17 protein-coding genes, 2 pseudogenes and 1 riboswitch are annotated in these 26,852 nt (G+C 37.1%); of the genes and pseudogenes, 16 read left to right on the top strand and 3 right to left on the bottom strand.

Features of this window, described 5'->3' with window-relative positions; translation table 11 throughout:
* Positions 1 to 240: pseudogene (locus LQ203_RS18110) on the top strand (group II intron reverse transcriptase/maturase); the annotation flags it as partial.
* A 1,424-nt stretch (positions 241 to 1,664) separates the two neighbouring features.
* Positions 1,665 to 2,825 (top strand): MFS transporter, encoded by a 1,161-nt coding sequence (locus tag LQ203_RS18105; RefSeq protein ID WP_230159902.1) that lies wholly within the window; start codon positions 1,665 to 1,667, stop codon positions 2,823 to 2,825.
* 230 nt (positions 2,826 to 3,055) lie between these two features.
* On the opposite strand, the gene LQ203_RS18100 is transcribed toward LQ203_RS18105, so the two are convergent.
* A complete protein-coding gene (locus LQ203_RS18100; RefSeq protein ID WP_230159900.1) occupies positions 3,056 to 3,895 on the bottom strand; it encodes a MerR family transcriptional regulator in 840 nt (279 codons plus the stop codon).
* A 115-nt stretch (positions 3,896 to 4,010) separates the two neighbouring features.
* Between LQ203_RS18100 and LQ203_RS18095 the strand changes: the two genes are divergently transcribed.
* The 6 genes and pseudogenes from LQ203_RS18095 to LQ203_RS18070 all read left to right on the top strand — a co-directional run.
* Positions 4,011 to 5,405: an APC family permease gene (locus LQ203_RS18095; protein WP_230159899.1), complete on the top strand. Its 1,395-nt coding sequence runs from the start codon at positions 4,011 to 4,013 to the stop codon at positions 5,403 to 5,405.
* Positions 5,406 to 5,542: 137 nt separating this feature from the next.
* Positions 5,543 to 7,015 carry an aldehyde dehydrogenase family protein gene (locus tag LQ203_RS18090; RefSeq protein ID WP_230159898.1) on the top strand — a complete coding sequence of 491 codons (1,473 nt, stop codon included), beginning with the start codon at positions 5,543 to 5,545 and terminating at the stop codon, positions 7,013 to 7,015.
* Positions 7,016 to 7,109: 94 nt separating this feature from the next.
* Positions 7,110 to 8,288, top strand: a complete 1,179-nt coding sequence (locus tag LQ203_RS18085; RefSeq protein ID WP_230159896.1) for an iron-containing alcohol dehydrogenase — start codon at positions 7,110 to 7,112, stop codon at positions 8,286 to 8,288.
* 190 nt (positions 8,289 to 8,478) lie between these two features.
* Positions 8,479 to 9,951 (top strand): aldehyde dehydrogenase family protein, encoded by a 1,473-nt coding sequence (locus LQ203_RS18080; RefSeq protein WP_230159894.1) that lies wholly within the window; start codon positions 8,479 to 8,481, stop codon positions 9,949 to 9,951.
* A gap of 426 nt (positions 9,952 to 10,377) precedes the next feature.
* Positions 10,378 to 11,379, top strand: coding sequence for an agmatinase (gene speB, locus LQ203_RS18075; protein WP_230159892.1), 1,002 nt, complete (start codon positions 10,378 to 10,380; stop codon positions 11,377 to 11,379).
* 190 nt (positions 11,380 to 11,569) lie between these two features.
* Positions 11,570 to 11,669: riboswitch (glycine riboswitch) on the top strand.
* A 254-nt stretch (positions 11,670 to 11,923) separates the two neighbouring features.
* Positions 11,924 to 12,035, top strand: a pseudogene (locus LQ203_RS18070) (IS6 family transposase); the annotation flags it as partial.
* Positions 12,036 to 12,468: 433 nt separating this feature from the next.
* Here the strand turns inward: LQ203_RS18070 and LQ203_RS18065 are convergent.
* Positions 12,469 to 13,674, bottom strand: coding sequence for an ROK family protein (locus LQ203_RS18065; protein WP_230159890.1), 1,206 nt, complete (start codon positions 13,672 to 13,674; stop codon positions 12,469 to 12,471).
* Between the two features lie 237 nt (positions 13,675 to 13,911).
* Between LQ203_RS18065 and uxaC the strand changes: the two genes are divergently transcribed.
* The 8 genes from uxaC (at position 13,912) to LQ203_RS18025 (ending at position 24,863) form a co-directional block, all read left to right on the top strand.
* Positions 13,912 to 15,315 carry a glucuronate isomerase gene (gene uxaC, locus LQ203_RS18060; protein WP_230159888.1) on the top strand — a complete coding sequence of 468 codons (1,404 nt, stop codon included), beginning with the start codon at positions 13,912 to 13,914 and terminating at the stop codon, positions 15,313 to 15,315.
* Between the two features lie 150 nt (positions 15,316 to 15,465).
* Positions 15,466 to 16,869, top strand: coding sequence for a glycoside-pentoside-hexuronide (GPH):cation symporter (locus LQ203_RS18055; protein WP_230159886.1), 1,404 nt, complete (start codon positions 15,466 to 15,468; stop codon positions 16,867 to 16,869).
* A 166-nt stretch (positions 16,870 to 17,035) separates the two neighbouring features.
* The gene (locus LQ203_RS18050) at positions 17,036 to 19,438 is read left to right on the top strand and encodes a glycoside hydrolase family 31 protein (protein WP_230159884.1); all 2,403 of its coding nucleotides are present in this window, start codon (positions 17,036 to 17,038) and stop codon (positions 19,436 to 19,438) included.
* 1,008 nt (positions 19,439 to 20,446) lie between these two features.
* Positions 20,447 to 21,505, top strand: a complete 1,059-nt coding sequence (locus LQ203_RS18045) for an ABC transporter substrate-binding protein (protein WP_230159882.1) — start codon at positions 20,447 to 20,449, stop codon at positions 21,503 to 21,505.
* Positions 21,459 to 22,352, top strand: coding sequence for an ABC transporter ATP-binding protein (locus tag LQ203_RS18040; RefSeq protein ID WP_230159880.1), 894 nt, complete (start codon positions 21,459 to 21,461; stop codon positions 22,350 to 22,352). The genes LQ203_RS18045 and LQ203_RS18040 overlap by 47 nt, the downstream gene beginning before the upstream one ends.
* A gap of 20 nt (positions 22,353 to 22,372) precedes the next feature.
* Positions 22,373 to 23,197 carry an ABC transporter permease gene (locus tag LQ203_RS18035; protein ID WP_230159878.1) on the top strand — a complete coding sequence of 275 codons (825 nt, stop codon included), beginning with the start codon at positions 22,373 to 22,375 and terminating at the stop codon, positions 23,195 to 23,197.
* A gap of 300 nt (positions 23,198 to 23,497) precedes the next feature.
* Entirely contained in the window at positions 23,498 to 24,394 is an 897-nt protein-coding gene (locus LQ203_RS18030; RefSeq protein WP_230159876.1) for a DMT family transporter, read from the top strand.
* A gap of 232 nt (positions 24,395 to 24,626) precedes the next feature.
* Positions 24,627 to 24,863, top strand: coding sequence for a hypothetical protein (locus LQ203_RS18025; protein WP_230159874.1), 237 nt, complete (start codon positions 24,627 to 24,629; stop codon positions 24,861 to 24,863).
* Between the two features lie 164 nt (positions 24,864 to 25,027).
* Here the strand turns inward: LQ203_RS18025 and LQ203_RS18020 are convergent, their stop codons facing one another.
* Positions 25,028 to 26,806, bottom strand: a complete 1,779-nt coding sequence (locus LQ203_RS18020; RefSeq protein WP_230159872.1) for a LamG-like jellyroll fold domain-containing protein — start codon at positions 26,804 to 26,806, stop codon at positions 25,028 to 25,030.
* Positions 26,807 to 26,852 lie beyond the last annotated feature (46 nt).

The following is a 26,852-nucleotide window of genomic DNA, read 5'->3' as shown; positions in this document are numbered from 1 at the left end:
ATTCGAAGAAGACTCAGGATGTGCCTATGGAAACAATGGAAATTGCCAAGAACGAGAGTGAGGAAACTCAAAGGATTAGGCGTCCCATTTGGAAAAGCATATGAATGGGGAAATAGCAGAAAGGGTTATTGGCGCATAGCGCATAGTCCTATTCTAGACAAAACCCTTAATAATGTTTATTGGCACCACCAAGGGTTAGTAAATCTATATGAACGATATACAAAACTACGTCAGACTTAAACTGAACCGCCGTATACCGAACGGTATGTACGGTGGTGTGAGAGGTCGGAGGCTAGGCGCCTCCTCCTACTCGATTTATGCAACTATCGGGGCAGGTTAGCTCTATAAGATATAGAATTGTAAAAAACTTATATATCAATCTTATTTTGTATAAAGCAATAATATAAGTAGGTATTTTTATATAGAGGAAAAATATAAATCTCCAATAAAAAGTAGAAATAATGAATTTTAAGGATGTGTTCATTCTAGAACAAGCTCAACTTGTAATACATTCACAACAAGAATTAATGGATGGTGGACTAGACGAACAAGGTGTTTTTGAGAAAGAGAAAATACTTTATAACATCAATTCTGTTATTGGAAAGGCAATACAGGAAAAAGCTTATATTGTGTTCGTAAGAGATACAGACGTTTCGAATGGTAGTGGGAGTGGATTTCAAATACATCAGGAAATACGAGTGTCCTCCACAGCTGTTATAAACTGCAACTGTTAATCATTTTGATGTAACACTAGTTGGAGATGGACATTCAACATCAGATCCGGAAATTTTATTTGCGAAGCAAATAATTCAACAGCTTCAGGGTATGCTGAACATTGGAGCAAAAAACAAATGTAGCCTAAATGCCTGTTTAATATGGCATTTAGGCTACATAGAATAAAGACAAAAAATTAAAGATTAAGAGATATAGATGAGGTTTCTTCATTCTCTTTATTCAATGGGTTATCGATCATACTCATTATATAATCATTTCCTTTTTTTCAGATTAATGAACGGTTATTTATTAATTCTCTTACTATTCTAATTTTATGCTAAAAAAATATGGTAATGACTAGAATACGTTGAAATGAACGGGTTAAGACATTATAAACAATCGTGCTATAATTTTTATAATAGAATACCTAATTAAAGGAGTATAGAAAGATTCATTTAAGGTCATAAAAAAAGATGGATACCAATCCATTGATCAGAAGAGGGATGTAATGGAAAATCCAAAGCGGGATTCATTATCGATTCCTGTTCACGAATTATTTTTTGATGCTTCGGTCTGTCCTAGCAGAAAAAAGGATGGAAAAATATCCTTTTACCCCTCCAATCCTTTTTAAAACATTGTTACGGGACGCCCTGCGAGAAGGGGAACGGAAACAGCAAATCAATATCTTTTTAATACGAAAATGGCCGGTGATGAATTGGATTTCGAACCGAAAATTGAATCATCAACCAATTTTTAAATAGGGAAATTGCTCGTCCGAAAAAATTGACAAAAATCTTGAAAAATGAAATTCAAAATTCAACAAACAAATTAGATCAACTCTTTAGAGAAAATTAGAAGAAGTATGTAGTGAATGAGAAAAGACCCAGTTAAACATGGTTGGCTATTTTTTATCGAGTATTTAGTACTCTTTTTAGAGAGGGAGTTAAATTTTGGATAAACGTGTGTACTTATTGGCGATTGTCTCGTTTGTTGTCGGGATGGTTGAATTAATCATTGGCGGTTTACTAGATATTGTCTCGAATGATTTAGATGTGAGTCTTGGGCAAGTGGGTTTCCTTATGACTGTTTTTTCCCTTGCATTCGCGTTAGCAGCGCCTATATTGTTAGCAGTAACACAAAGAGTTGAACGAAAACGGCTAACTTTAATTACTTTGTTTATTTTTTTTATAGGAAATGTCATTGCTGTTTTCAGCCCCTATTATAGTATTCTACTTGTTGGGCGTATCATTGCTGCTTCTAGCGGTTCATTGCTTATTGCTTTATGTTTAACGATGGTGCCAAATATTGTAACTGAACAATACCGTGCAAGGGCGATCGGAGTTGTTTTTATGGGAGTCAGTGCCTCTCTTGTGCTAGGGGTACCAATTGGATTGATGCTTGGAAATGCTTTTGGCTGGCGGGCACCCTTTATCATGATCTCCATCCTAACCTTAGTTTCGATGGCGGGGGTGTTTTTCTTTCTGGAAAGAATGGCACCGAAGCCTTCTATTCCAATTGGAAGACAATTACGTACATTGAAAAATCGAAAAATTTTACTTGCTCAGGCAACTTCCTTTGTCATGTTGGCGGGTCATTTAACACTATATGGATACCTGACTCCATTTTTAAAAATGAAACTAGGCCTTGATGGAACATGGGTTAGTATTGTCTATTTAATTTTTGGAATTGCAGCTGTAGTTGGTGGGGGAATTGGAGGCTTTCTGGCTGACCGTTTCGGATCAAAGCGCACTATAATATCTGTCATTATCTTTTTTGCGGTTTCAATGTTATTAATCCCTTATACAACCTTCTCTTTACCGATTTTCCTAATCTTGATGGTCATATGGAGTATGCTAAGCTGGGCGATCACACCAGCGATGCAAAGCTATCTAATCGAACTGTCACCAGAAACTTCGGATATCCAGCAAACCTTAAACAATTCGGCTGTCCATATGGGTATAGCTTTTGGTTCATTTATTGGCGGAATTGTCATTGAGCAAACCTCTGTCGAGTTCAACCCTATAGTAGGTGGTGTGCTCGTCCTTATATCCTTAGGGACAGCTGCTCTTTCTGTCATGGGTTATGGTCATCAAGAGTTCAAAAAAAGCTGATTTCCCTTTAGCATAGGAGAAATCAGCTTTTTTCCATTAATATTGTATTAGCGTGATTTACGCTAATATGGGGGGTAGGTGTTTATGAATGAAGATTCCCATTAGTGTTTTTTTTGTTGGCATCCCTTCTGAAAAAAGAACTAGCCATTAGCTAATTCAATTCCATATCAAAACCTCTCCTATATCTTTCGTCTAAACCATACACTAAACATTTGTCCGGCTCCAATAGGTCAGACCTTTTGAACGGGAACTTGAATTTCAAATGTTATCTCATTTGGTTTATCTGTGATTGTAATATCAACGTGCATAATTTGCAGCGCATCGCCGGTAATTTGATAACCACCTTCATCAAGATAATCAAATATTTTACTCAAGCTTTCGCTTCGGTTCCATAATATTTCTCCGTTATAGCGGATACACGCAAAAAAACCGGCCGGAACGATTCGTTGGTACTGTTTTGGTATTTTTTCTTTACTTTTTGCTACAACAAAAATGACTGATGGTTCTTCAAAACGTTTAGTTCTAAGATCTGCTTCCTGGATGAGGATGCCTAGTCTGTTACTGGCCAGAATCGGTGTCTTCTCAGCCAGCATATTTTCTAGCCTTATAACACCATAACAGAGTTCCAAATTATTATTGATTTTTTCATTCAATGTAATTAACTTCCTGCGTCCTATTTCGCGAATCATAACCGTTTGGAGTTCCTTTTCTCTTGCTACGTGATCCAAATATACAATTTTTCCCCGAATATTTTCCTCCAAATCAGTTAATTCGGTCAGCTTTGAAATAAGATCTGCGTGCTTGGCTTTAAGAATGTCAAAAGACTTACTAAAATTGCGTTCATTGAAATAATCCTTTATTTCGTCCGTACTCATTCCAAGTTGCCGTAACTCTTTTATGGTCCCTAAAACTTCGTACTGGAAAATAGAATAGTAGCGATACCCCGAGTGTGGATCGGTATATTGCGGCTTGAATAAGTCAATCCGATCATAGTGGCGCAAGGTCTCCGCAGTCATCCCTCGTAATTTTGCCATCTCACCAATGGTTAGTTTTTCTTTCAGTTTAACCACCTCCTTAAATAATATAATACAGGTATTGACCTTTGTGTAACACAAACCTTTATAATCAAGATACGAAATATTCTAAAACTTCTGAGTATTCTTTGTCAATAGGGGGGAGCTGATTATGGAAAGGAATAAGCTTGTTAGAACGCTTACTTTGTCACAGGTTGTTTTTTTAGGAATTGCTTGGAATAACCCGATGGTATTTTTTAATACCTATGGAATAGCTACCGTAACCTCACATGGTGTAATTACGGGTGCGTACATTATTGCATTTCTAGCGATACTGTTTACAGCGCTCAGCTATGGAAAGATGGCAAAAGCATATCCTATCTCAGGTTCAGCTTATACATTTACTCAAAAATCTATTAATTCTGAAGTTGGGTTTCTTGTAGGATGGACAATTATGCTTGATTATATCTTAACACCTATGGTGACGTGCTTGATGTCCACTGTCTTTTTAAATGCAGTGTTTCCGGGGATTCCGCATTATGTGTGGATTATTCTTTTGACTGCTATCATAGTGGTACCGAGCATACTAGGTGTAACGATATCAGCATCCACAAGTAAAATTTTCGTTATTGCTCAAATCATTTTCGTTTGTTTTTTCTGGATATTAACCGTCAAAAGTTTATTAGAAGGAGTAGGGACTGGCACTCTTTTCTCAAGTAAACCATTATTTAATTCAGATGTTGACTTGTCAGTCATCTTAGCAGGAGCTTCGATTCTTTGTTTTAGTTTCCTTGGTTTTGACTCACTTACTACCTTGTCAGAAGAAACAATAAATCCCGAAAAAACGATCCCAAAAGCTATTATCATAATGCTTTTGTTTACAGGGGTCTTGTACATTGGCTCTTCCTACTTAGCACAATTGGTGCAGCCAGGCTTTTCATTCGAACACCCTGATTCTGCATCCATGGGAATCGCGATACTTGTAGGAGGAAACGTATTTAAATCATTATTTATTACTGGGGTAATTGTTGGGAACTTTTCTTCGGGAGTTGCTGCAATTACAAGCGCATCACGTGTGTTATATGCCATGGGACGGGATTCTGTATTGCCTAAAAATCTATTTGGTTATATTCATCCCAAATTTAATACACCGTTATACGGCATTATCGTGATAGGCACCGTTTCTTTACTAGGTATCTTGTTGACCCTGGAGCAAGTCATCAAGTTTATCAATTTTGGAGGGCTCATTGCTTTTACATCCGTTAATCTATCTGTCATCGCCCATTATTTTATAAGAAATCAGAAACGTTCTTTTAACGACTGCATACGGTATCTATTTTTACCGCTCATAGGTGCAGCATTTACTATGTGGTTATGGTCATACTTAGAAATTGGTGCTTTGATCCTTGGAGGCATCTGGGTCGCATGCGGCTTGGCATATCTTCTTTACATGACAAAATTTTTTCGCAAGCCTCTTCCGGAGTTTCATTTTGATGAAGAGATTATTCCTCAAAAGGTAGAAGATATGAATGAAAATATCCTTTCCCAAAAGGTAGAAGACTTTTAATCCGCTTTTCACACTGAAGTAAGTATATGTAACTAAATGAGATGTGAATATTTTGAAAATAAAGAAAAATGAAAGCGCTGCTTATTTTTAAAACGAGATTGTTAAAGTAAGAATAACGAACAGGAGGTTTTTTCAAATTGTTGAAACTGAAAAAGTTTATAAACGGTGAGTGGATGGATTCTTTGAGTAAACAAAAGAGTAATGTTGTTAACCCGGCAAACGGCAAGATCATTGCGGAGGCTCCCAACGGAAATGTAGAAGATGCCCGGATGGCCATTGATGCGGCACGAACCGCATTTGATTCCGGGATTTGGTCAGACCTGTCGGCTTCGGAACGGGCTTCCTATCTATTTAAAATAGCTGAGAAAATTGAAGAACAGGCATCTGAGCTTAGCCAACTTGAAACAGCCAATACCGGAAAACCTCTGAAAGAAGCAGAGTTTGACATTGCGGATGCAGCGGATTGTTTTCGTTATTATGCCGGTTTAGTCACTAAACCGGACGGTCAAACGTATCCAGTTTCCGGTCCTGTACAGGCCATGGTAATTCGAGAGCCGGTTGGGGTATGTGGGCTGATCGCTCCGTGGAATTTTCCTTTACTGACGGGAGCTTGGAAAATAGCCCCTGCCCTTGCTGCAGGAAATACGATTGTGTTTAAAACATCCGAGGTCACTCCGATTACGACTACTAAATTATTTGAGATTATCGAAGAAGTTGGCATACCAGATGGTGTTGCAAATCTAGTTATGGGTGGTGGTGCAATAGTAGGAAATGAACTAGCGGAAAGCGTTAAAGTTGATATGATTTCATTCACTGGCAGTACATCGACAGGAAGAAGCATCATGAAAGCAGCATCTGGAAATATTAAAAACATTGCACTTGAATTAGGCGGCAAGTCACCTAACATCGTTTTTGCCGACGCAGACTTTGAGACAGCCGTGGATTATGCTTTATATGGTATTTTTGTAAACGCTGGACAAATTTGTAATGCAGGATCGCGCTTGTTGCTTGAAGAGAGCATTCACGACAAGTTTGTCGATAGACTGATAGAGAAAGTGAAAAAGATCCGGGTCGGCCCTGGTGATCAACCGTCAACACAAATGGGTGCCCTTGTCAATGAATCACATATGAATAAGGTACTCCAATATATTCAACTTGGCATAGAAGAAGGGGCGACATTAGCCTGCGGCGGCAAGCGTATCACAAGCAATGGGCTTGAAAAGGGCTATTTTGTTGAGCCGACAATATTTGTTGATACCAAACAGGACATGAGAATTGTTCAGGAAGAAATATTCGGACCAGTACTGACTGTACAAAAGTTTAAAGATGAAGCGGAAGCCATCCAGCTTGCCAATGATACCCCATATGGCCTCGCAGCAGGTGTATTTTCACAAGATGGTGCAAAGGCTTTAAGAGTGATTAAGAAAATAAGAGCCGGAATTACATGGATTAATGCCTATAATCTAGCTTACAATGAGGCCCCGTGGGGAGGCTATAAGCAAAGCGGAATTGGCCGTGGATTAGGAACTTTTGGTTTAGATGAGTTTAGTGAGGTAAAACAAATCAACATTAATTTAGAAGTGGAGCCAACCAAGTGGTTTGATCATTAAAAATGGAGAAGTTGAGATAAAAGAGAAAAAGAGTAAAAGAGAGTGAGTCACTGTACTACTACACATGTTGAAAAATTGAAAGGGGATATTAATGATGATCTGGGATTTTAATTTCAATCTTCCTACTTCTATAGAGTTTGGGAACGGAAAAGTTAAAAATATTGGGAAAAGAGCAAAAGAGCTAGGAGGGAAAAAGGCACTTCTTATTACCGATAAAGGACTGGCGCAAACTGGAATTTTACAAAAGGTTACCGATTCGTTAGACCAAGAAGGTGTCAATTATATTGTTTTTGATGAAATTACTCCTAATCCAAAAGATGTAGATTGCCAAAGAGCCTATCAACAATTTAAAGACGAGGAAATAGATCTTTTGATAGGTCTTGGCGGCGGAAGTTCAATGGATACAGCAAAAGCAATTGGTACACTTTTAACCCATGGAGGAGAGCTTAGAGATCGTTATGGTGTAAATTTACTAGAGCGAGAAATAACTCCACTTATTTGTATCCCTACAACTTCAGGTACTGGAAGTGAGGTTACAACAGGTTCTGTCATTACAGATACAGTGACAAAACAGAAAGAAGCTATACTTGACATTAAATTGGCTCCAAAACTAGCAATTTTGGATCCTGAATTAACTCTAACGCTGCCTAAATCTATTACCGCTGCTACCGGAATGGATGCACTTACACATGCTATCGAAGCTTATACCAGCAATATTGCTGAACCCATTTCCGATGCTCTCAGCCTTTATGCAATTGAATTAATTGCTAAGTATCTTCCGTTAGCTGTAGAAAATGGGAACGACTTAGAGGCAAGGAAAAATATGCTTGTAGCCAGTTTAATTGCAGGTATGGCATTTGATAACGCGGATCTTGGTGCTGTACATGCTATGGCTGAACCACTCGGCGGTCTTTATGATACTCCACATGGGGTAGCAAATTCTATCTTTCTACCACATGTGTTTGAATTTAATATTCCTTCAAACCCGGAAAAGCATGCAATTGTAGCTGAAAAACTTGGAGCAAATAAAGAAGGGAAAACAATAGAAGAAGCTGCTTATGATGGTGTTATATTGTTAAAAGAGCTTGCACGTAAAATTGGCATTCCTGATTTTCGAGATTTAAGTAATGTCAATCCCGAAGATTTCCCATTCCTCGCTGAAGGGGCATCAGTTCATTTGTGTACACAGTCTAATTCACGAAAAGTAACACCTGCAGATTATTTGGAATTATTTCAAAAAACTTATGAGGCGAAAAACACAACATTAATTTAATAATTTAACTAGATTAATGTTGATCTTTAATTGTTTAATCGGCGACCGGCTTGATGGGAGTTTTAAATGGGCGGTCGCCATGGTGTACCCGCAACTTGCGTATGCCTACACATGCTGCGGGTACATTATTAGCCTTTTATGGAAATGAGATTGCTATAAAGTAAGAATAACGAACAGGAGGTATTTCAAATTGTTGAAGCTGAAAATGTTTATAAACGGTGAGTGGATGGATTCTTTGAGTAAACAAAAGAGTAATGTTGTTAACCCGGCAAACGGCAAGATCATTGCGGAGGCTCCCAACGGAAATGTAGAAGATGCCCGGATGGCCATTGATGCGGCACGAACCGCATTTGATTCCGGGATTTGGTCAGACCTGTCGGCTTCGGAACGGGCTTCCTATCTATTTAAAATAGCTGAGAAAATTGAAGAACAGGCATCTGAGCTTAGCCAACTTGAAACAGCCAATACCGGAAAACCTCTGAAAGAAGCAGAGTTTGACATTGCGGATGCAGCGGATTGTTTTCGTTATTATGCCGGTTTAGTCACTAAACCGGACGGCCAAACATATCCAGTTTCCGGTCCTGTACAGGCCATGGTTGTTCGAGAGCCGGTAGGGGTATGTGGACTGATCGCTCCGTGGAATTTCCCTTTACTGACGGGGGCTTGGAAAATAGCCCCTGCCCTTGCTGCAGGAAATACAGTTGTGTTTAAACCAGCCGGGATAACTCCGGTTACCACCACTAAATTGTTCGAGATTATCAAAGAAGTAGGCATACCAGATGGCGTTGCAAATCTAGTTATGGGTGGTGGGGGAACAGTAGGAAATGAACTAGCGGAAAGTGATAAAGTCGATATGGTTTCGTTTACTGGCAGCACGTCAACAGGAAGAAACGTCATGCAAAAAGCAGCTGGGAATATTAAAAACATTGCACTTGAATTAGGCGGCAAGTCACCTAACATCGTTTTTGCCGACGCAGACTTTGAGACAGCCGTGGATTATGCTTTATATGGAATTTTTGTAAACACTGGCCAAGTTTGTAATGCAGGATCGCGTTTGCTGCTTGAAGAGAGCATTCACGACAAGTTTGTCGATAGACTGATAGAGAAAGCGAAAAAGATCCGGGTCGGCCCTGGTGATCAACCGTCTACACAAATGGGTGCCCTTGTCAGTGAAGCACATATGAATGAGGTACTCCAATATATTCAACTTGGCATAGGAGAAGGGGCGACATTAGCTTGCGGCGGCAAGCGTATCACAAGCAACGGGCTTGAAAAGGGCTATTTTGTTGAGCCGACAATATTTGTTGATACCAAACCGGACATGAGAATTGTTCAGGAAGAAATATTTGGCCCAGTACTGACTGTACAAAAGTTTAAAGATGAAGCGGAAGCCATCCAGCTTGCCAATGATACCCCATATGGCCTCGCAGCAGGTGTATTTTCACAAGATGGTGCAAAGGCTTTAAGAGTGATTAAGAAAATAAGAGCCGGAATTACATGGATTAATGCCTATAATCTAGCTTACAATGAGGCCCCGTGGGGAGGCTATAAGCAAAGCGGAATTGGCCGTGGATTAGGAACTTTTGGTTTAGATGAGTTTAGTGAGGTAAAACAAATCAACATTAATTTAGAAGTGGAGCCAACCAAGTGGTTTGATCATTAAAAATCTAGAAGTTGAGTTAAAGAGAGTGAGTAATGCTTACATCGAATAAATTTTTGACTAATAATAGAGGAAGTATTTTTTGAAATCGCCAATATTTTAAAAATTTCAAATATTAATTCTGAAGATGGGCTGGAAAATAAAAAAAGCTGTTTGCCTAATTGTTAATTTTACGAGTAAAAAAACCAGTTCATCAAGATATGTCTTATTTAAGACCCAATAAGACAACAATAATATTTTACTGAAAATGAAATATATTCTCCGCGCTCTTTCTCTGTGGCGTTTACTAACGAGAATCGAGTAATCAGAAAATATGTTGGTTCCTGGTAGTCATTATTGACAACACAATTCCGTTTTACCTAGTTTTATAGGTTGGCATGAAGGTTGCATATATTAACGAGGACGTAATACAAGTGGGAGGCAAAGGTCATGTCGAATAATAAAAAACAGCAACTTAATTTACCTTTTACCGGAATCTGTACTTTCGGGAAATATCCCGTATGTCCTGACCTAGACCAGTTAGATGCAGATGTAGCTGTTATTGGAGTTCCAAATGATATGGGAACACAATGGAAGTCAGGTGCAAGAATGGGTCCAAGAGGAATTCGTGAAGGCTCTACATTATATAGTTTCGGGTTAGATGGCGCCTATGATATTGAAAATGATATCATGTATCTTGGCCCGAAATGGAAAGTCGTTGATTGCGGCGATGTAGACATTGTACATGGGGATATGATGCAATCCCATGATAATACGGAAGAAGCCATTAGAAAAATCGTTTCAAAAGGTGCAATGCCGGTTGTTTTAGGTGGAGATCATTCCATTACAATTCCAGTAGGAAAGGGATTGGGTGAACTCGGGCCCTTTCATGTGATCCAGATTGATGCGCATTTAGACTGGGCAGATCACCGTTCAGGAATGCGGGTTGGACATGGAAGCTGCATCCGCCGCTTATCTGAAATGAATCATGTTCAAAAGATTTTCCAATTGGGAATTCGTGGAATCAGCAGCAGTATAAAAGAAGATGTCGATGCTGCCAGAGAATACGGAAGTGTCATCTTGTCTCCACGTCAAATGAGAAAGATGGGATTTGAACAGGTTCTGGAACTTATTCCAGCAGGTGAAAAATATTATATTACCATGGACATTGATGGCCTCGACCCATCGATCGCCCCTGCGACAGGCACACCTTCTCCTGGAGGCCTGCTTTATGATGAAGTCAACGAAATACTCCATGGGATTGCAAAAAGAGGAGAAGTAATCGGTTTTGATATGGTAGAAGTAGCTACTCCTTACGATCATGCGGGAATAACTGGACAAGTGGCAGCGCGCCTCTCATTAGACTTGCTTAGTTATGTTTTAAAAGAAAAAGAGAAAAACCAGGCTGCAATCAGCGATTATCAAGAGCAGAACTTCATAAAGAAGCATTAGTCTGTTAAATTTGAAAGCATTTGCTGATATAAAGTGATTTTCCTCCGTGTTATCTTTTCTTAGTTTCCTGAATAGGTATAAATAAAGAGGCGATTCCATAAAAAACACATAAGTAAATAATGTACAATCACCGAAGGAGCATGTTCCCAAAAAAACTTGGAACAAATCTCTCAGGTAAAGAACCACAATGAGACGCAACTCTGGAGAGAGCGTTTATAAAACGCCACCTAAGGGGAAGACTCTTTTTAGCATAGAGTTAAACTCTCAGGTAAAAGGACAGAGAAGGGAATGTTGCCATTACCTTCTCTGTCCTTTTTTGCGTGCAAAAACAGGGAACATGATATGGAGTGGCAGCAGCTATCTAAAAAAATAAGAGAACCCCCTTTGATCAAATGCCACGCCATCTAATCACAGCATAAAATCATCCGATATGAACTTTCAGAATTTATCATTTTCTTCCATGTATATTCCGATTCCCTTGCCTTCAAGTATAGTACCTGTATCATACAGTGGATTCCGAAGGTTAATGTTATCTATGTGAATCAGAGATAAACAAGCAGCCAAATGCTTTCTCAAGAAAGCATTGGCTTTTTCGTATGTGTCCAGACCCCTGTCATAACAGTGGAAAAAACCCAGCGTATCCTGTATCCATTCAGTAGTTAAAAGATAGGGGAGAAGTCTGTCCAAAACCAGGTGAATTGTATCCACGAGCTGTTTGGATTAACCGCATAAAGTAGCATTCCGTTAGAAATCCTATTAGTTTTTTCAAATTTACATTATGTTTGCACCAGAACCAAATCCCATTAATTGAATCCTTTCTTCTTTTGTAAGTGTGATCAAACGTATGTTCTTTTTGGGGTTATTGATTATTTGTGAAATTTTAAAAATAATAGAATTGGAAATTCTTATTGAAGGGAGTCTTTATCTCAACTTCTAGATTAAGGGCTGTTCAGCAGCTAAAATTTAGGTTTAAGAGTAAACATCTGGGAATAAAAACCATAAAGCTTTTTTACTAAAGCTTTATGGTTTTTATAGCTGTTAGGAAAGCATCAGCCTAGTTTTCTGTGAGAAAGAATCCTTAACCTATAACTATTTGACAGACATATTATTCAGTGAATGAATATGTTCTATTGATTCAGGATATACAAAGTTAGGCATCGTAATTTCAAGAAAATTCTTAATCACCAATGCACACGCACCCAATTCACATGCTTTTTTTCCAATTGAGGATATTAATAATTCTCGATAATGAATTGTGGAGGAAGAAAGATTTTTCTTAATTTCATTTATAGAATCTGGGTATAGAGAAAGTAATTCACTATCAATTATTAGAACTTCAGGGTTATATATGTTGATGATATTATTCAAACCGATTGAAATATAATAGATGAAGTTTTCCATTTGTCTATGTAGTTCAGTATCGTTTTGATTAAGCCATTCTTCAATATGTTTATAAGTTATAGTACTAACTTGTTTTTCTTTAGAAAGTTGTGTTAAAAAGATTGACTCAGAAGCATATCTTTCCCAGCAGCCTTTGTTCCCACAAGCACAAAGGTCTCCTCCTGGTTGGATAATCATATGACCAATCTCTCCAGCATAGCCATCATGTCCTTTAGATAATTTGTTATTTATTACTATACCAAGGCCTATACCTGATCGAAGTGTTATGCATACCAAATTATCTGATTTATGAAATGTGTAGGCTCGTTCAGCAAAAGCTGAAAGATTTGCATTATTTTCAAGATATACGTTAACGTTTAACTCTTTTTCTAAATCATTCTTTAAGTCCACATCATACCAGTTTAACCGAGGAATATAATGAATGAGTTCATCTGTAGAGACAAGACCATGAATTGAAATTGCTACACCAATAAGTCCGTATCTAGACTTAAGGCATTCATTTTTATATTTATTAATTTTTTCAACTAGTATATTAAAGATATCCGAATAACTTGTCGTATGTATTTTAATAGTATCTGACGAAACAGGATGACCAAGAAGGTTAGAAAGAGTGAAAGAGATTTGACTATAATCTAAATCAATACCTAATGCATATCCTGCTGCTCCATTTAAAGATAGCATTATAGGTTTTCTTCCAACTTTTGAATGATCCTGCTGTGTCTCAATAATAATATCTTCATCAATTAAGCTTGCAATCTGTACTGAAATAGTGGCTTTTGTTAATGTTGTAATCTTAGACAATTCTGCCCTTGAAATTATTCCTGCTTCTACAATTTTACTAATAATTAAAGATCGATTTAATTTCCTGATATAAGCTGCATCACCAGTAGGCATAAATGTGTCCTCCAAATCTTAACTGACATTGTTCTTTATTATAGCATTTTCATTTGAAAAATATTGACTCTTAAATTAAAGAATTTTAATTGACTGAATTTTATAAACATGATAAATTATTTCTTATAATTAATTAGTTTACTAGTCGAACAAATTAAATTAACCAAAAATGAAAGTGTTTACATTGAGAGTTTTAATCTTATAAATTTGATTTTATTCCCCTAGGAGGAAAATAATATGAAGTATTTTTTAGGAGACGATTTCTTACTTTCCACACCTACAGCAGTTCAGTTATATAAAAATACAGCAAAAGAAATGCCAATCTTTGATTTTCACTGCCATTTAGATCCAAAAGAAATTTTTGAGAATAAACATTATGAAAACCTTACTCAACTATGGTTAGCGGGCGATCACTACAAGTGGAGAACGATGCGAATGAATGGTATAGGGGAGCATTTTATAACAGGAGAAGCTAGTGATTGGGAAAAGTTTTTTGCTTGGTCTCAGACGGTACCATATTTAATTGGAAATCCACTTTACCATTGGACTCATATGGAATTAAAGAGTTTTTTTGACATTGATAAAAGACTTAGTCCCGATACCGCGCTGGAAATTTGGGAAGAATGTAATAAAAAATTACAAGATATGGAGTTTACACCGCAATCTTTTATTAAGAAATCTAATGTGCAATTTATTGGTACTACAGACGACCCTATATCTACTCTTGAATACCACCAATTATTAAACCATGATTCTACGTTTAAAACAAAGGTTGTACCAACCTTTCGACCTGATGGAGCACTGTTTATTGAACGTCCAACTTTTCAAGATTGGTTAAAGAATCTAGAGCAAGTAGTTCATCAACGAGTGACATCTATTGCAGAATTAATTAAAGGACTTCAATACCGAGTTGACTTTTTTCATGAAAATGGAGGCAGGGCAGCTGATCATGATATTCCTTACATGGAGTATAAAGAAGTAACTCTAGCAGAGGCAGAAACAATTTTTACAAAACGTATGAATGGAGAGTCGCTTTCACAAGAAGAATTGATCAAGTATCGATCTTTTCTTCTAAAAGAACTAGGGAAAATGTACGCTCAAAAACAATGGGTGATGCAATTACATATTGGGGCTATGCGAAATAATAATACAAAAATGAAAAATCTTTTGGGCTCGGATACAGGGTTTGATTCAATTGGAGAAGCAAACATCGCACGAGGATTATCGCATCTTCTTGATGCGCTTGACCAAGAAGATGCGTTGCCAAGAGTCGTATTATTTAATTTAAATCCTAAAGACAATCTTGTATTAGCCTCCATGATGGGGAATTTCTATGAAGAAGGCGTTCCAGGAAAAGTTCAGCTTGGTACAGCTTGGTGGTTTAACGACCACATTGATGGAATAGAGAAACAAATGAAAGATTTAGCTAACGTCGGGTTACTTAGTCATTTTATTGGTATGCTGACAGATTCTCGCAGCTTTCTTTCCTATGAAAGACATGATTATTTCCGTCGGATCCTATGCAACCTAATCGGGAAATGGGTAGAACAAGGAAGGGTTCCAAACGATAATGTGCTTCTTCAAACACTGATTGAAAATATTTCCTATTACAATGCAGAGAAATACTTTTTACAGCGTTAATACAGGAATGCTCTTTTTGCTTATGAAAGATATTGTAAGTATCAAAGGGGGTGATAGTGCTTAAGGGTTAAAATAAACACTATTTCTGCTTCTTTATGAAAAGGTTTACAATACAGGGGTTATATATGGGAGAAAGAAGGGGATGGTTATATGGGATTACCAGTGGTTCCGGTTAAAAAGACAGCGGTCACCGCTTCTAAAAAGCTCACTTTTAAAGAAAAGTTGTCTTACGGTTTTGGTGATATTGGTAACGGCCTTATGTTTGATATGGGACAGTTATACCTTCTGAAATTTTATACAGATGTTTTAGGAATCTCCGCTTACTGGGGAGGATTGGTGTTTTTAATTTCTAAAATCTTCGATGCATTTGCAGATACAAGTGTTGGTGCATTTGTAGATTCAAGAACAAATATCTCAAAACGAGGAAAGTTCCGCCCGTTCATTTTATGGGGAACTGTTCCACTGGCATTAATGACGGTCATCTCATTCTTAGCTCCAGACTTTTCGGATAATGGGAAGATTGTGTGGGCGTTTATCACCTATATGGGGTTTGGTCTAGCATATTCAATTGTTAATATCCCGTACGGATCATTATCTGCTGCCATGACGCAAGATCCAATTGATCGTGCATCTTTAGGTTCATTTAGAGCAATTGGTAGTCAAATGGCACTTCTTATTTCTGGAATGGCAGTTATTCCGATTGTAGTTCAGTTTGCTAATAAAGAAATAGGATACATCGTTGCTATATCTGTGATGGTAATATTCGGAATATTTTTTCATCTTATTTGCTATCACAATACAACAGAAAATGTTATTAGAGCACCAAAAAATGAAAAGGTACCGCTGTCTACGTTATTCAAGGCATTGGTTTCAAATCGACCTCTTATTGTATTGTGTTTAGCAGCTTTGTTCATGATTACTTCATCCAATATTCGCAACGCTGTTCAATTGTACTACTTAGAATACAATTTAAAGAATCCGGAACTTATGTCAATGCTATCATTTTTAAGTATTGGGCTCGCTGTAGTTGGTTCAATGTTCATTCCAACAATGGTAAAAAGAATTGGTAAGAAAAATACCTTCATGCTTGGACTTATGGTTTGCATTGCTAGTGATGTTTTGAATTTTGTATTGCCAACAAGTACGGCTACGTTTTTAACTATTTTCTCTTTGGGAAACTTTGGGTTAGCGTTTGCACTTGGTCTACCTTGGGTAATGATTGCTGATTCTATTGATTATCATGAGTGGAATTCAGGAGAACGTACAGAAGGGATTGTTTATTCAACGTACAGTTTCTTCCGAAAGCTTGCACAGGCTCTCGCTGGTTTTATTCCAGGGGTAGCACTAGGGCTTATTGGATATGTTCCAAATATTCAACAGTCTGCAGATACACTGTTAGGTCTTAAAGGACTGTTATTTCTTGCTCCAGCAGCCCTCAATATTATTGGATTAATTATCTTATTTTTCTTTTATAATCTCACAGATAATTTATACAGTAAAATTGTAGCTGACTTAAAAGAAAGAAATAAAGATAATCAGCCTGACTTAAACTAAACCTAAGAGGAGACGTGACGAAAAAGTTTCTTAATTATTTTTGTATGCGTTTTATTAAAGGCAGTACTTTATTCTTGCATCAAATAGCTATTAGAGAGCATCTCTGATGTTAGCTTAATCTTATACTATTTGATCTATAATATACACACAGAGAAGGAGATATCAAATGAGCATTAAGGAGAACTATCAGTTTACTTTCATTAAAGAGAATAACAATATTCTTGACTTTAAATTACTAGATGGAAACACATATGCAAAAATTATGGTGCTTGAAAAAGACATCATTCGAATCTTATTTACAGATGGAGAAAAATTAAAGCTTGATAAAACCTGGAGTGTAGCACCGGGACAAGCTGATGTTCCATTGGAGGGCCGTGATCGTTTGGATACAAACGGTTTTTCACTACCAAATTATGAATTTAGACAAGACGATGATGAATTCATTGTAGAAACTTCACTCATAAAGATTCAGGTGAAGTTAAATGGATTTAAGATCAGCTGGTTTTATCGTGAGAATTCTGAGTGGGAGAACTTTGCGAATGATCGACAAACTCAGGCATATAACTTTGATGGCTCACTTTGTCAGGACATAGTTCATTATTTAAAGCGCGATTTAAATGAACAATATTTCGGATTAGGTGAAAAAACGGGCTCAGTTGATAAGCATGGAAAGCGCTATCGGATGCAGACAATTGATGCGATGGGTTACGATGCAGAATATAGTGATCCACTTTATAAACATATTCCATTTTATATTACACGACAGAAGAAAACTGGATTTTCATTTGGAATTTTCTACGACAATTTGTCCAGCTCTATTTTTGAATTAGGTACAGAGCTTGATAATTATCATGAGTTATACAGATATTTTCAAGCTGAACATGGTGATTTAGATTACTATATTATCGCAGGTCCGAAAGTTAAAGATGTCACTCGCAAATTTTCGTGGTTAACTGGGCAAACAATCTTTCCACCAAAATGGAGTTTAGGCTATTCTGGATCGACAATGAGTTACACTGATGCTCCGGATGCGCAAGTGCAGTTAAATAAATTCCTAAAGCTTTGTGAAGAACATGATATTTTATGTGATTCGTTCCAATTGTCATCAGGATATACATCAATCGGCAATAAACGTTATGTGTTTAATTGGAACCATTCAAAATTTCCGTCTCCTAAAAAGATGGTACAGAATTTTCATGATAAGGATGTACGATTGTGTGCAAATATTAAACCATGTTTATTAAAAGATCATCCATTATTTAATGAGTTGAAAGAAAAAAAGATGTTTATAACAAACAGTAAGACAGAAGAACCTGAAATGGCACAATTTTGGGATGATATCGGCGCTTATTTAGACTTTACTAACAAAGAAACGTATGATTGGTGGAAAGGTCAAGTAAAAGAAAATCTGTTGTATTATGGAATTGATTCAACTTGGAACGACAATAATGAGTTTGAAATTTGGAGCAAAGACGCTACTTGCCAAGGCTTTGGCAAAAATAAAGAGTTTGAGCTAATTCGTGCGGTCCATCCGCTCCTTATGATGAAAGCTTCCTATGAAGCACAGTTAGAATACAATCCTGAATTGCGCCCATATCTAATATCACGCTCTGGTTCCGCGGGAATGCATCGTTATGTGCAAACATGGACCGGTGATAATCGTACCAGTTGGAAAACATTGAAATACAACATTAAGATGGGAATAGGGTTAAGCCTATCAGGTATTTATAATTTTGGCCATGATGTAGGCGGATTTTCGGGTCCTGCTCCTGAACCGGAGTTGTTCGTGAGATGGGTGCAAAATGGAATTGTTCATCCAAGGTTCACTATACATTCTTGGAATGACGACCAAACAGTTAATGAACCTTGGATGTATCCTGAAACACTGGAATCGATCAGGGCATTGATTAAATTTAGAACAAAGATCATTCCATATCTATATACTGCTCTGCACGAAGCCTATAATAACTATCAGCCTATCATCCGACCGACGTTTTACGATTTCGAACATGATGAAACTACCTTTGAAGAAAACGATGACTTTATGCTAGGTGAGTCACTCTTGGTTGCTTCTGTTGTCGAAAAGGGGAAGAGAGAACGGGAAGTTTATTTACCTAAGAATACTGATGGGTGGTATGACATTCAAACGGGAAAATGGTATGAAGGAGGGCAAACAGTTGTAATTCCTGCGCCTTTATCCTATACGCCAATACTAGCCAAAGCAGGATCAATACTTCCAATCAATCAAGCAGAAGTCACTTTTGCAACTAAGAAAGAGGATGAAAGGGGATTTTTATTATTTCCTTCTAAAGGAAAAGGAAAGTCCTCTTACAAATTATATGAAGATGATGGTTTAACAAACAACTATTTGCATACATTTGCCTACATTAATGTTGAAATGGAAGCTGAAGAAAATGAGATTCAAGTGACAATTCATAAGAAAGGGTCCTATAAATTGCCATATGATCAGATCACATTCCACCTCCCAGAAAATGAACAGAGAAAATTAATCGTCAATGGAATAGAACAGGACCGTGATAAAGGCACTTTTAATTATAAATTAAACTAGATTTTCGCTGAATACTTGATCAAATAATCCAAAGTTTATCATCCTCTTTTAACGATTATGAGTTTATATTTCGTTTTTTATTTGGATGCCTGCGGGCATCTTTTGAACTTTATTTTTTTGATTTTCCTACAATAACCCAAATGGGCCCTTTATTTTGGCTCTAGTCAGTATATATTATTGCATATTGAAGTGACGGGTTTACGGCGATTATTTTAATGGTTATTCACTTTTATGAAGTACATAAGAACATAGAAATAGGAATCCTATCTAATGCTATATATCATGAAATTAGATTGATGAACAATCAGCCTTAAAAAGAGTTATCTCACTTGAATATCCACATGATAAGGTTCAAAAATAAAGAATGAAAATTAACTCCTAGCCTCTAGTATGCTGGGAGTTAATTCTTGTAGGTGTAAGTCAGAAGATTAAACCCAGTTATGAAGAAACATTCATTCTTTGTTCGTAAAAGTACGCTTTTGCATACGGGTATGTTTTATGTGTTGCTTTAGGAGTTATTTTGCACTTATTTTTGGCGATATTTTGCACTAGAAGTAAATATAAAAAAGCGATAATATCTAACGGGGAAATCGAACTCCATTTGCATATTCCATATATCTATCCGAATGAACCTGACACTCAATGATTCTAAATGAGTGTTTTTTTGTGCGGAAACCCACTGAATTAACCAAATTTTCGAAATTTACAATTGACCAAAATGGGACGGCTGAATTAAAATTGATATGTATATGAAATTAAGTTTTGTATATAAAACAAAATTCAGAAGGGGAAATTTATGTCTAATGGACATTTTTCATTTGAAGAATCTGATGAAAAGCATGTTGCTGAATTAAAAGAAAGCACTTTTAAGCTTGAATGGCTATAAATTCAAGAGAAGATTGAAACGGCTTTTCTTTGAAAAACAGTAACCTATTAACGCTTAACGGTCTTTCAAAGTTAGTGAATTAAGCGTCAATAAAAAATGATTGATTTGGGGAGGTAAGTAATATGCTTAAGAAAAAATGGTTCGTTCTGCTTTGTTTGGTGTTTATAGTATCTGGATGCAGTTCAAGTGACGAAACTACTACAGAAAATAAGGGGAGTTCAGGAGGGAAAGCGGTAAAGCTTACTTTTACAGAACCTGCACGGTTGTTGTCGGTTGCCCCATTGTACGTAGCCATTGAGCAAGGATATTTTGAAGAGGAAGGAATTGAAGCTGAAATTGTTTCTGGTGGTGGAGGAGCACAAGTAATCGCTTCTGTATTATCAGGTGAAGCTCAGTTTGCGGTCTCAGGTCCTCGAAGTATGTTTACTCCTCTTGACAAAGGTGAAGATTTATTGGCAATTCAATCTTTAAATTCAGCGTTAACCTATCAAATTACACTCTCTAAACAATATCAAAAGAAAAAGAATATTTCTAAAGACTCATCACTTGAAGAAAGAGTTGCTTCATTAAATGGAGCAACTATTGGTACTAACCTTGTTGGCGATTCCGGGGATGTATACACCCGATATTTAATGAAATTACATGGAGTGGATCCAAATACTCTAAAAACCGTCAAATTAGCAGGAGATGGATCGAAGATTGGCGGAATGCAGGAGGGGATTGTTGACGGGGGTGTAGCATCACCACCGATGGGTTTACAAGTGGAAAGTAAAGATGTTGGTGAGATTGTAATCAATACAAGTGAAGAGCAAATGTATGGGAACATGGTCTGGGAAGCTGTTTTTGCTAAAAGAGAATACTTAGAAAAAAATAAGGAAACATCTTTGAAAGTGGTTCGAGCAATTGGGAAAGGGATGGAATTTACACGTAATAATCCAAGAGAGGCTGCCGAATCAATCGTATCTTATTTTGATGGGATTGATGTTGATATTTTAGAGGAATCAATAATTGGCTTAAAGAACACTTTTAAAGGCTATGGAGAAATGAATCAAGAAGCTTGGGATAATGCTCAAGATCCATTAGTTGAATTTGGCAAAATGTCAGGCGTTTCTACTAAACAGGATACTACTGAAGATGTTATTTGGACAAATAGTTATATTGAAGAAGCTTTTAAAAAGTAATGAAAATGGAAAGGAGATGATAGTTAAGATGGAAAACGAGCAATTGGAAGAAAATTTTAAATTATGTACTCGATTTTTAGATGTTACTTACGTAAACAATAAAACTGGTGCAGAAGTGATTGCCCTACAAAATATAAACTTATCTATTATAGATGGTGAATTTATATGTATTGTTGGGCCGAGCGGCTGTGGAAAAACAACTTTTTTAAATACTGTAGTTGGATTACTAAAGCCAAGTAAGGGAGAAATTCTATTAGATCAGCAAAAAATTGATGGACCCGGCAAAGATAGGGCAATGGTTTTCCAAAACCCGAGTCTTTTACCTTGGAGAACAGTTTTGGAAAATGTTCTATATGGGGTTGAACTATTAAAGCAAGTAACAGCAGAGAAAAAGAAAGAGGCCAAAGAATTTATTGAAATGGTCGGATTGAAAGGTTATGAAAATCATTATCCACATGAATTATCAGGGGGGATGCAGCAAAGGGTAAACTTGGCTCGAGCTTTAACGTTAAACCCGTCATTAATATTACTGGATGAACCATTTTCGGCGTTAGACGCACAAACTAGGGAATTTATGCAAGGTGAGTTACTTAGAATATGGGAAGAGACAAAAAAGACAAGCCTTTTTATTACACACCAAATTGATGAAGCGGTATTTTTAGCTGATAGAATTTTTGTTTTTGGGGCAAGACCAGGACGTGTAGTGGAGGTTGTGGATGTTGATATTCCTAGACCGAGAGATCTCCATGTGAAGCGTAGCCCAGAATTTTTAGAAGTTGTGGACCATATATGGTCTATTATTGAACAGGAGTCTTCAAAACAAGGTTTCGATAATAAAGAAAAATAATAAAGTGAAAGGAGAATACTATGACTAAGGGTACTATCCAACTTACACAATCAAAGCATAAGATAAAAAAAGCGAAGAAAATAAAAAAAGAAAAAAAGTCATTTTTTATCAGTGTTGCTTCTGTTTTAATATTCCTGTTACTTTGGGAATTGGCCTCTCAAAATGAATGGATAAATCCATTGTTTATTAGCTCACCAATTGAAATTGCTCAAGCGGCAGTTTTAATGGTCCAAGAAATTTCTTTTTGGGAGAATGTGGAAGTAAGTGGTTACGAATTTGTTGCAGGCTTCGTTTTAGCAATACTTATTGGAATTCCAATTGGTGTGTTGTCTGGCTGGAATGCTAACTTTAATGCAGTAGTTAATCCTTTTATTTCAGGATTATATGTAACTCCTAAAGTTGCCCTTTTACCCGTTATTATCATTGCATTCGGAATAGGGCCAGCATCAAAAATTGTTATAGTATTTTTGATGGCCTTCTTTCCCATAGTGATGAGCGCTCAAAAAGCCATGTTAACATTAGATCAAAACTTAATAAAAGCAGCAAGAACGTTTAATGCAAGTGAATTTCAAATTTTTAAAACGATTGCATTGCCTTCGACGGTACCATTCCTTTTAAATGGTATTCGCTTAGGTATCGGTCAAGGACTGATTGCTGTAGTTGTAGGTGAATTATTCGCTTCGACAGCTGGTATCGGATATCAATTGACAAGCAATGGACAAAATCTACAAACAGATCGTATGTTTGTTGGAGTGTTAGTAATTACCATTACGGGAATCATTCTTACTTCATTATTAGGTATCATTGAAAGACGCTTTTCTTCTTGGAAACCAGAAAATAGTTAATTTATATAGGAATGTAATCGTTAATTTAACCGGTTACATTGTAAAAAGTCTCAAGAAGTATTTCGAGTAATCTATATCTTGGACATTCTGGGTGCTTCTGATACGAAGCACCTTTTGTTTAGCATGCTTTTCAAAACCTGATCGATCCGTTCCAAGCCCAGATGGAATTTACTTTCCCAAAGAATGTACGTTAGTTCCGTATTTTACTTTTTCACTTCACAGCAAGATGGAAATTTTATTGAAGTTCTCCCATATCCATGTTACCTTCAGGTTATAGTGAATGGTTGGGGGGAATAGGTTTTGAACACTAAGGCATTTTTATTGGCATCAATTACAGTTATTATTTGGGGATCTACATTCGCAGCTATTCGTGCAAGCCTCAATGGCGGGTATTCAGCTGGACATTTGGTACTTGTTCGTTATCTTATAGCATCAGGGATTTTTGTCCTTTATGCTCTATGGCCTGGAGTGAAGTTTCGTCTCCCGAAAAAAGAGGATTTATTGAGGATATCGATCCTTGCATTAATTGGTATTAGTATTTATCATATCGGGGTGACGTTTGGGGAACAGACCATTTCGGCGGGAACTGCTGGAATGCTGATTGGTTCAGCACCTGTTTTCATCGCTATCATCGCTTCTATCGTTTTAAAAGAACGCCTTGGCCTATTCGGATGGATTGGTTTAGGAATAGGTTTCACAGGGATCACCTTAATAACTTTAGGTACTGCAGGTCCTTCTCTGGATATTTCTGAAGGAGCCTTTTTAGTGCTGATGTCTGCTGTTGCATCAGCGGTGTTTTTTGTTTTCCAAAAGCCTCTGTTTAGCCGCTATAATCCGATTGAATTGACAGCTTATTTCACATGGATTGGTACGATACCCTTTTTTATATTTGTTCCTGGGCTATTTCAAGACATGCAACACGCTACAATGGAAGGGCATTTATCAGCTATTTTTGTTGGTATTTTCCCTGCGGCCATCGGTTATGTCACATGGGCAATTGCACTATCGTTAGGAAAAGCCAGTTCCGTTTCTAGTCTGTTATACATTGAACCTGTAATAGCCATTTTCATCGCTTGGCTATGGCTGCAAGAGGTGCCGAGTACTCTTTCAGTCATTGGAGGTGTGATTGCGATATTAGGGGTTCTTGTTGTTAATGGGTTAGGAAAGTACAAATCATTAATGAAAAAAGCTGCATGAAAATTCAGGGTCTTTCCAATCGGGAATTTTTGAGGGCTATTTATATATAAGCCGAGATATATTCATGGAAGCAGATATGAAAGAATCATCGAAGAACTGCTTGACATGGTAAATCATCAAATAGCCACAAGCTGGGCTGAAGAATGTACAGATCGCATTTCAAACAAAAATAGCCGCATGATGATCGGCCATGAAAAGCGATAAAAGCAAGTAACACATGGGAGAATTAAGTGTGGAAGAAGCTTGCAAAGCTGCTTTCACAGCCCATGCTACTGCAGTTGCAGCAAGGTTGCAACTGCACATATGTTTGGGCATCCGCTTCATGAATCCACCTACCAGTGTCTTTTTGATTAGCGAGGCCAGTTTAAACCAACTTGAAGAAATGTTCAATTTTCACAGCATTCCACCTTCTTTATGTGGGATGATCGTTCATCCTTCCAAATCCTTGGAAACTGCCGATTATAAATAGTAATTCACAACTGTTATCAGGTTTTGGAAAAAAATGATGATAATGCATGACAGCTTGAATGACTCAACAAAAAGGGTGGAGTAGTCCACATAAAAGGAATGAACCCAGGTTGATTGATAGTTCAGGATACCTGGGGAATTCAATTTTTTTCCTTGTGTTTCAAATTACTTAAAGTTAAATCTATTTTTAAAATCCCAATCCAATTTAAATGAATTATTTTCCCCTGTTAAAAATTTATAATCAATATAAGTTTTTTCCTTTTTAGACATTTCATTGACAAATGGGGAAAAGGTACGGAAAAGCAGTTCGTTTTTCTTTTCATTAAATTCCACAAGTCTTAGCCAACCATTTCCCCCGCGATAATTCGCTTGGTAATTGACTAGCATTTGAATCACATCATTCCCTGCTGAGTTTTGTTTTACCTGATGTGCTATCCCAAAATAATGTCCATTAACCGTCATGAACACTTGATTGTGATCCTTTACAAGTTCATCCCAGATCAGTCGGCCATTAGACGACTCGACGGCTTTGATTTCATTACCTTTAACCTCTGGGGAAATAATATCATGTGAGACGAGGATGGTCGGTTTATCTTTATGCTGATCTAGAACCTTTTTTGACCACTCTAAGTCCTTATGCAGATTTTTCATATCTACGATCAAGACTAAGTATTCATAACTTCCTGCCTTAGCAATTGCATAAGAGCTATATCCGGATTGAGACGACCCCTTATAGTATTTTTTATTCACAAATCGTTGCGGTCCATAATGTGTTAAAAAAGGGTTTCCGTCAGCATAGTCATGATTACCTGCTGCCATCATATATGGAACTTCATTCTTATCCAAAAGGGAAATGGCTCCGAGGGAAATCTGCCATTGTTTTTCTGAATCACTATCGACAATGTCCCCAACGAATGTATTCATAATGATATTGTTTTTTTTCGTATTCTTGGAAATCCAATTCATTTGGCTATTGAAAATCTCTGGATTTTGGCTTGCGTATTTCTGGGTATCTGGAACAAAAAGAAAATTATAATTCTTTTTATTCGTTAGAAAGGGTAAAGATTTGTTTGATCCTTCGAATGGTTCATCGTCACGAGCATCCTGCACAAGCCATTCTTTCTCTGTCAATGCTTTATTAGCAATCCGTATTTCCTGGATATTTCCTGCAAATAGTGTTCCCAATTTATTTCCCCACTGAGAAGCACCGATGTTCCAGCCTTTACCTTGTATTGCTGCAATGCCTATAACTTTTTCTGATTTTCCGTAATCACTAACGCCATTCAATGTTAAAGTCGTTGTGCTACCGTCATTAACAATAGCCAAATGATACCATTCATCAGGATTTAACGAACGAGACCAATTACTTACATTATATTGTAGGTTGGATGGATGGCTTGACCATTGAATTTTTTGATCACTGGAAACAGTTAATGCAGAAAGAATTTTTTTCTCCCCTTCCATTTTATTAAGGGCCGCAGCCTGTCCTTGTCTTGAAAACATGCCCATGCTGCTTTTTAAATTACTTGGCAATTTGAATATTGTCTCGATGGTGAATCCATGATCGAATATCTCAGAATTTATAGGTGCATCCTTTTTTGTTTTGAAATATCTTCCTGATGGGGCGTTTTCATAATTAGCGAATTTCAAACTATCCACTTTTTCTTGATCATAATAATCTTCTTTAGACCATTGAAGCATATTTTTTAATTCAGGCGAGGCCGGATCACCTATCGTCACCAACTCTAGATCATTTCCATGTTTGCTTGCATCTTCAATAATTAAATTACCTTTATCGATTGAACCACTTTTTACATGTTGTTTTGTAAATTTCCAGTCAGCCAGGATATTGCTTCGGTCGCTTAAAGAATTTGCCGAATTGGCAATACCAGGAACAATCAAACATAAGAGTGATAGACCTATAAATGCCTTTTTCATCTTCATAAAACACTCACCCCAATAAATTTTGGTCAAGCCATTTAATAATAAC

This window comes from Peribacillus sp. Bi96, assembly GCF_918698115.1.
In the GTDB taxonomy this organism is placed as follows: domain Bacteria; phylum Bacillota; class Bacilli; order Bacillales; family DSM-1321; genus Peribacillus.
Note: the sequence above shows the minus strand (reverse complement) of the source record. Positions and strands in the feature narration are given on the sequence as shown.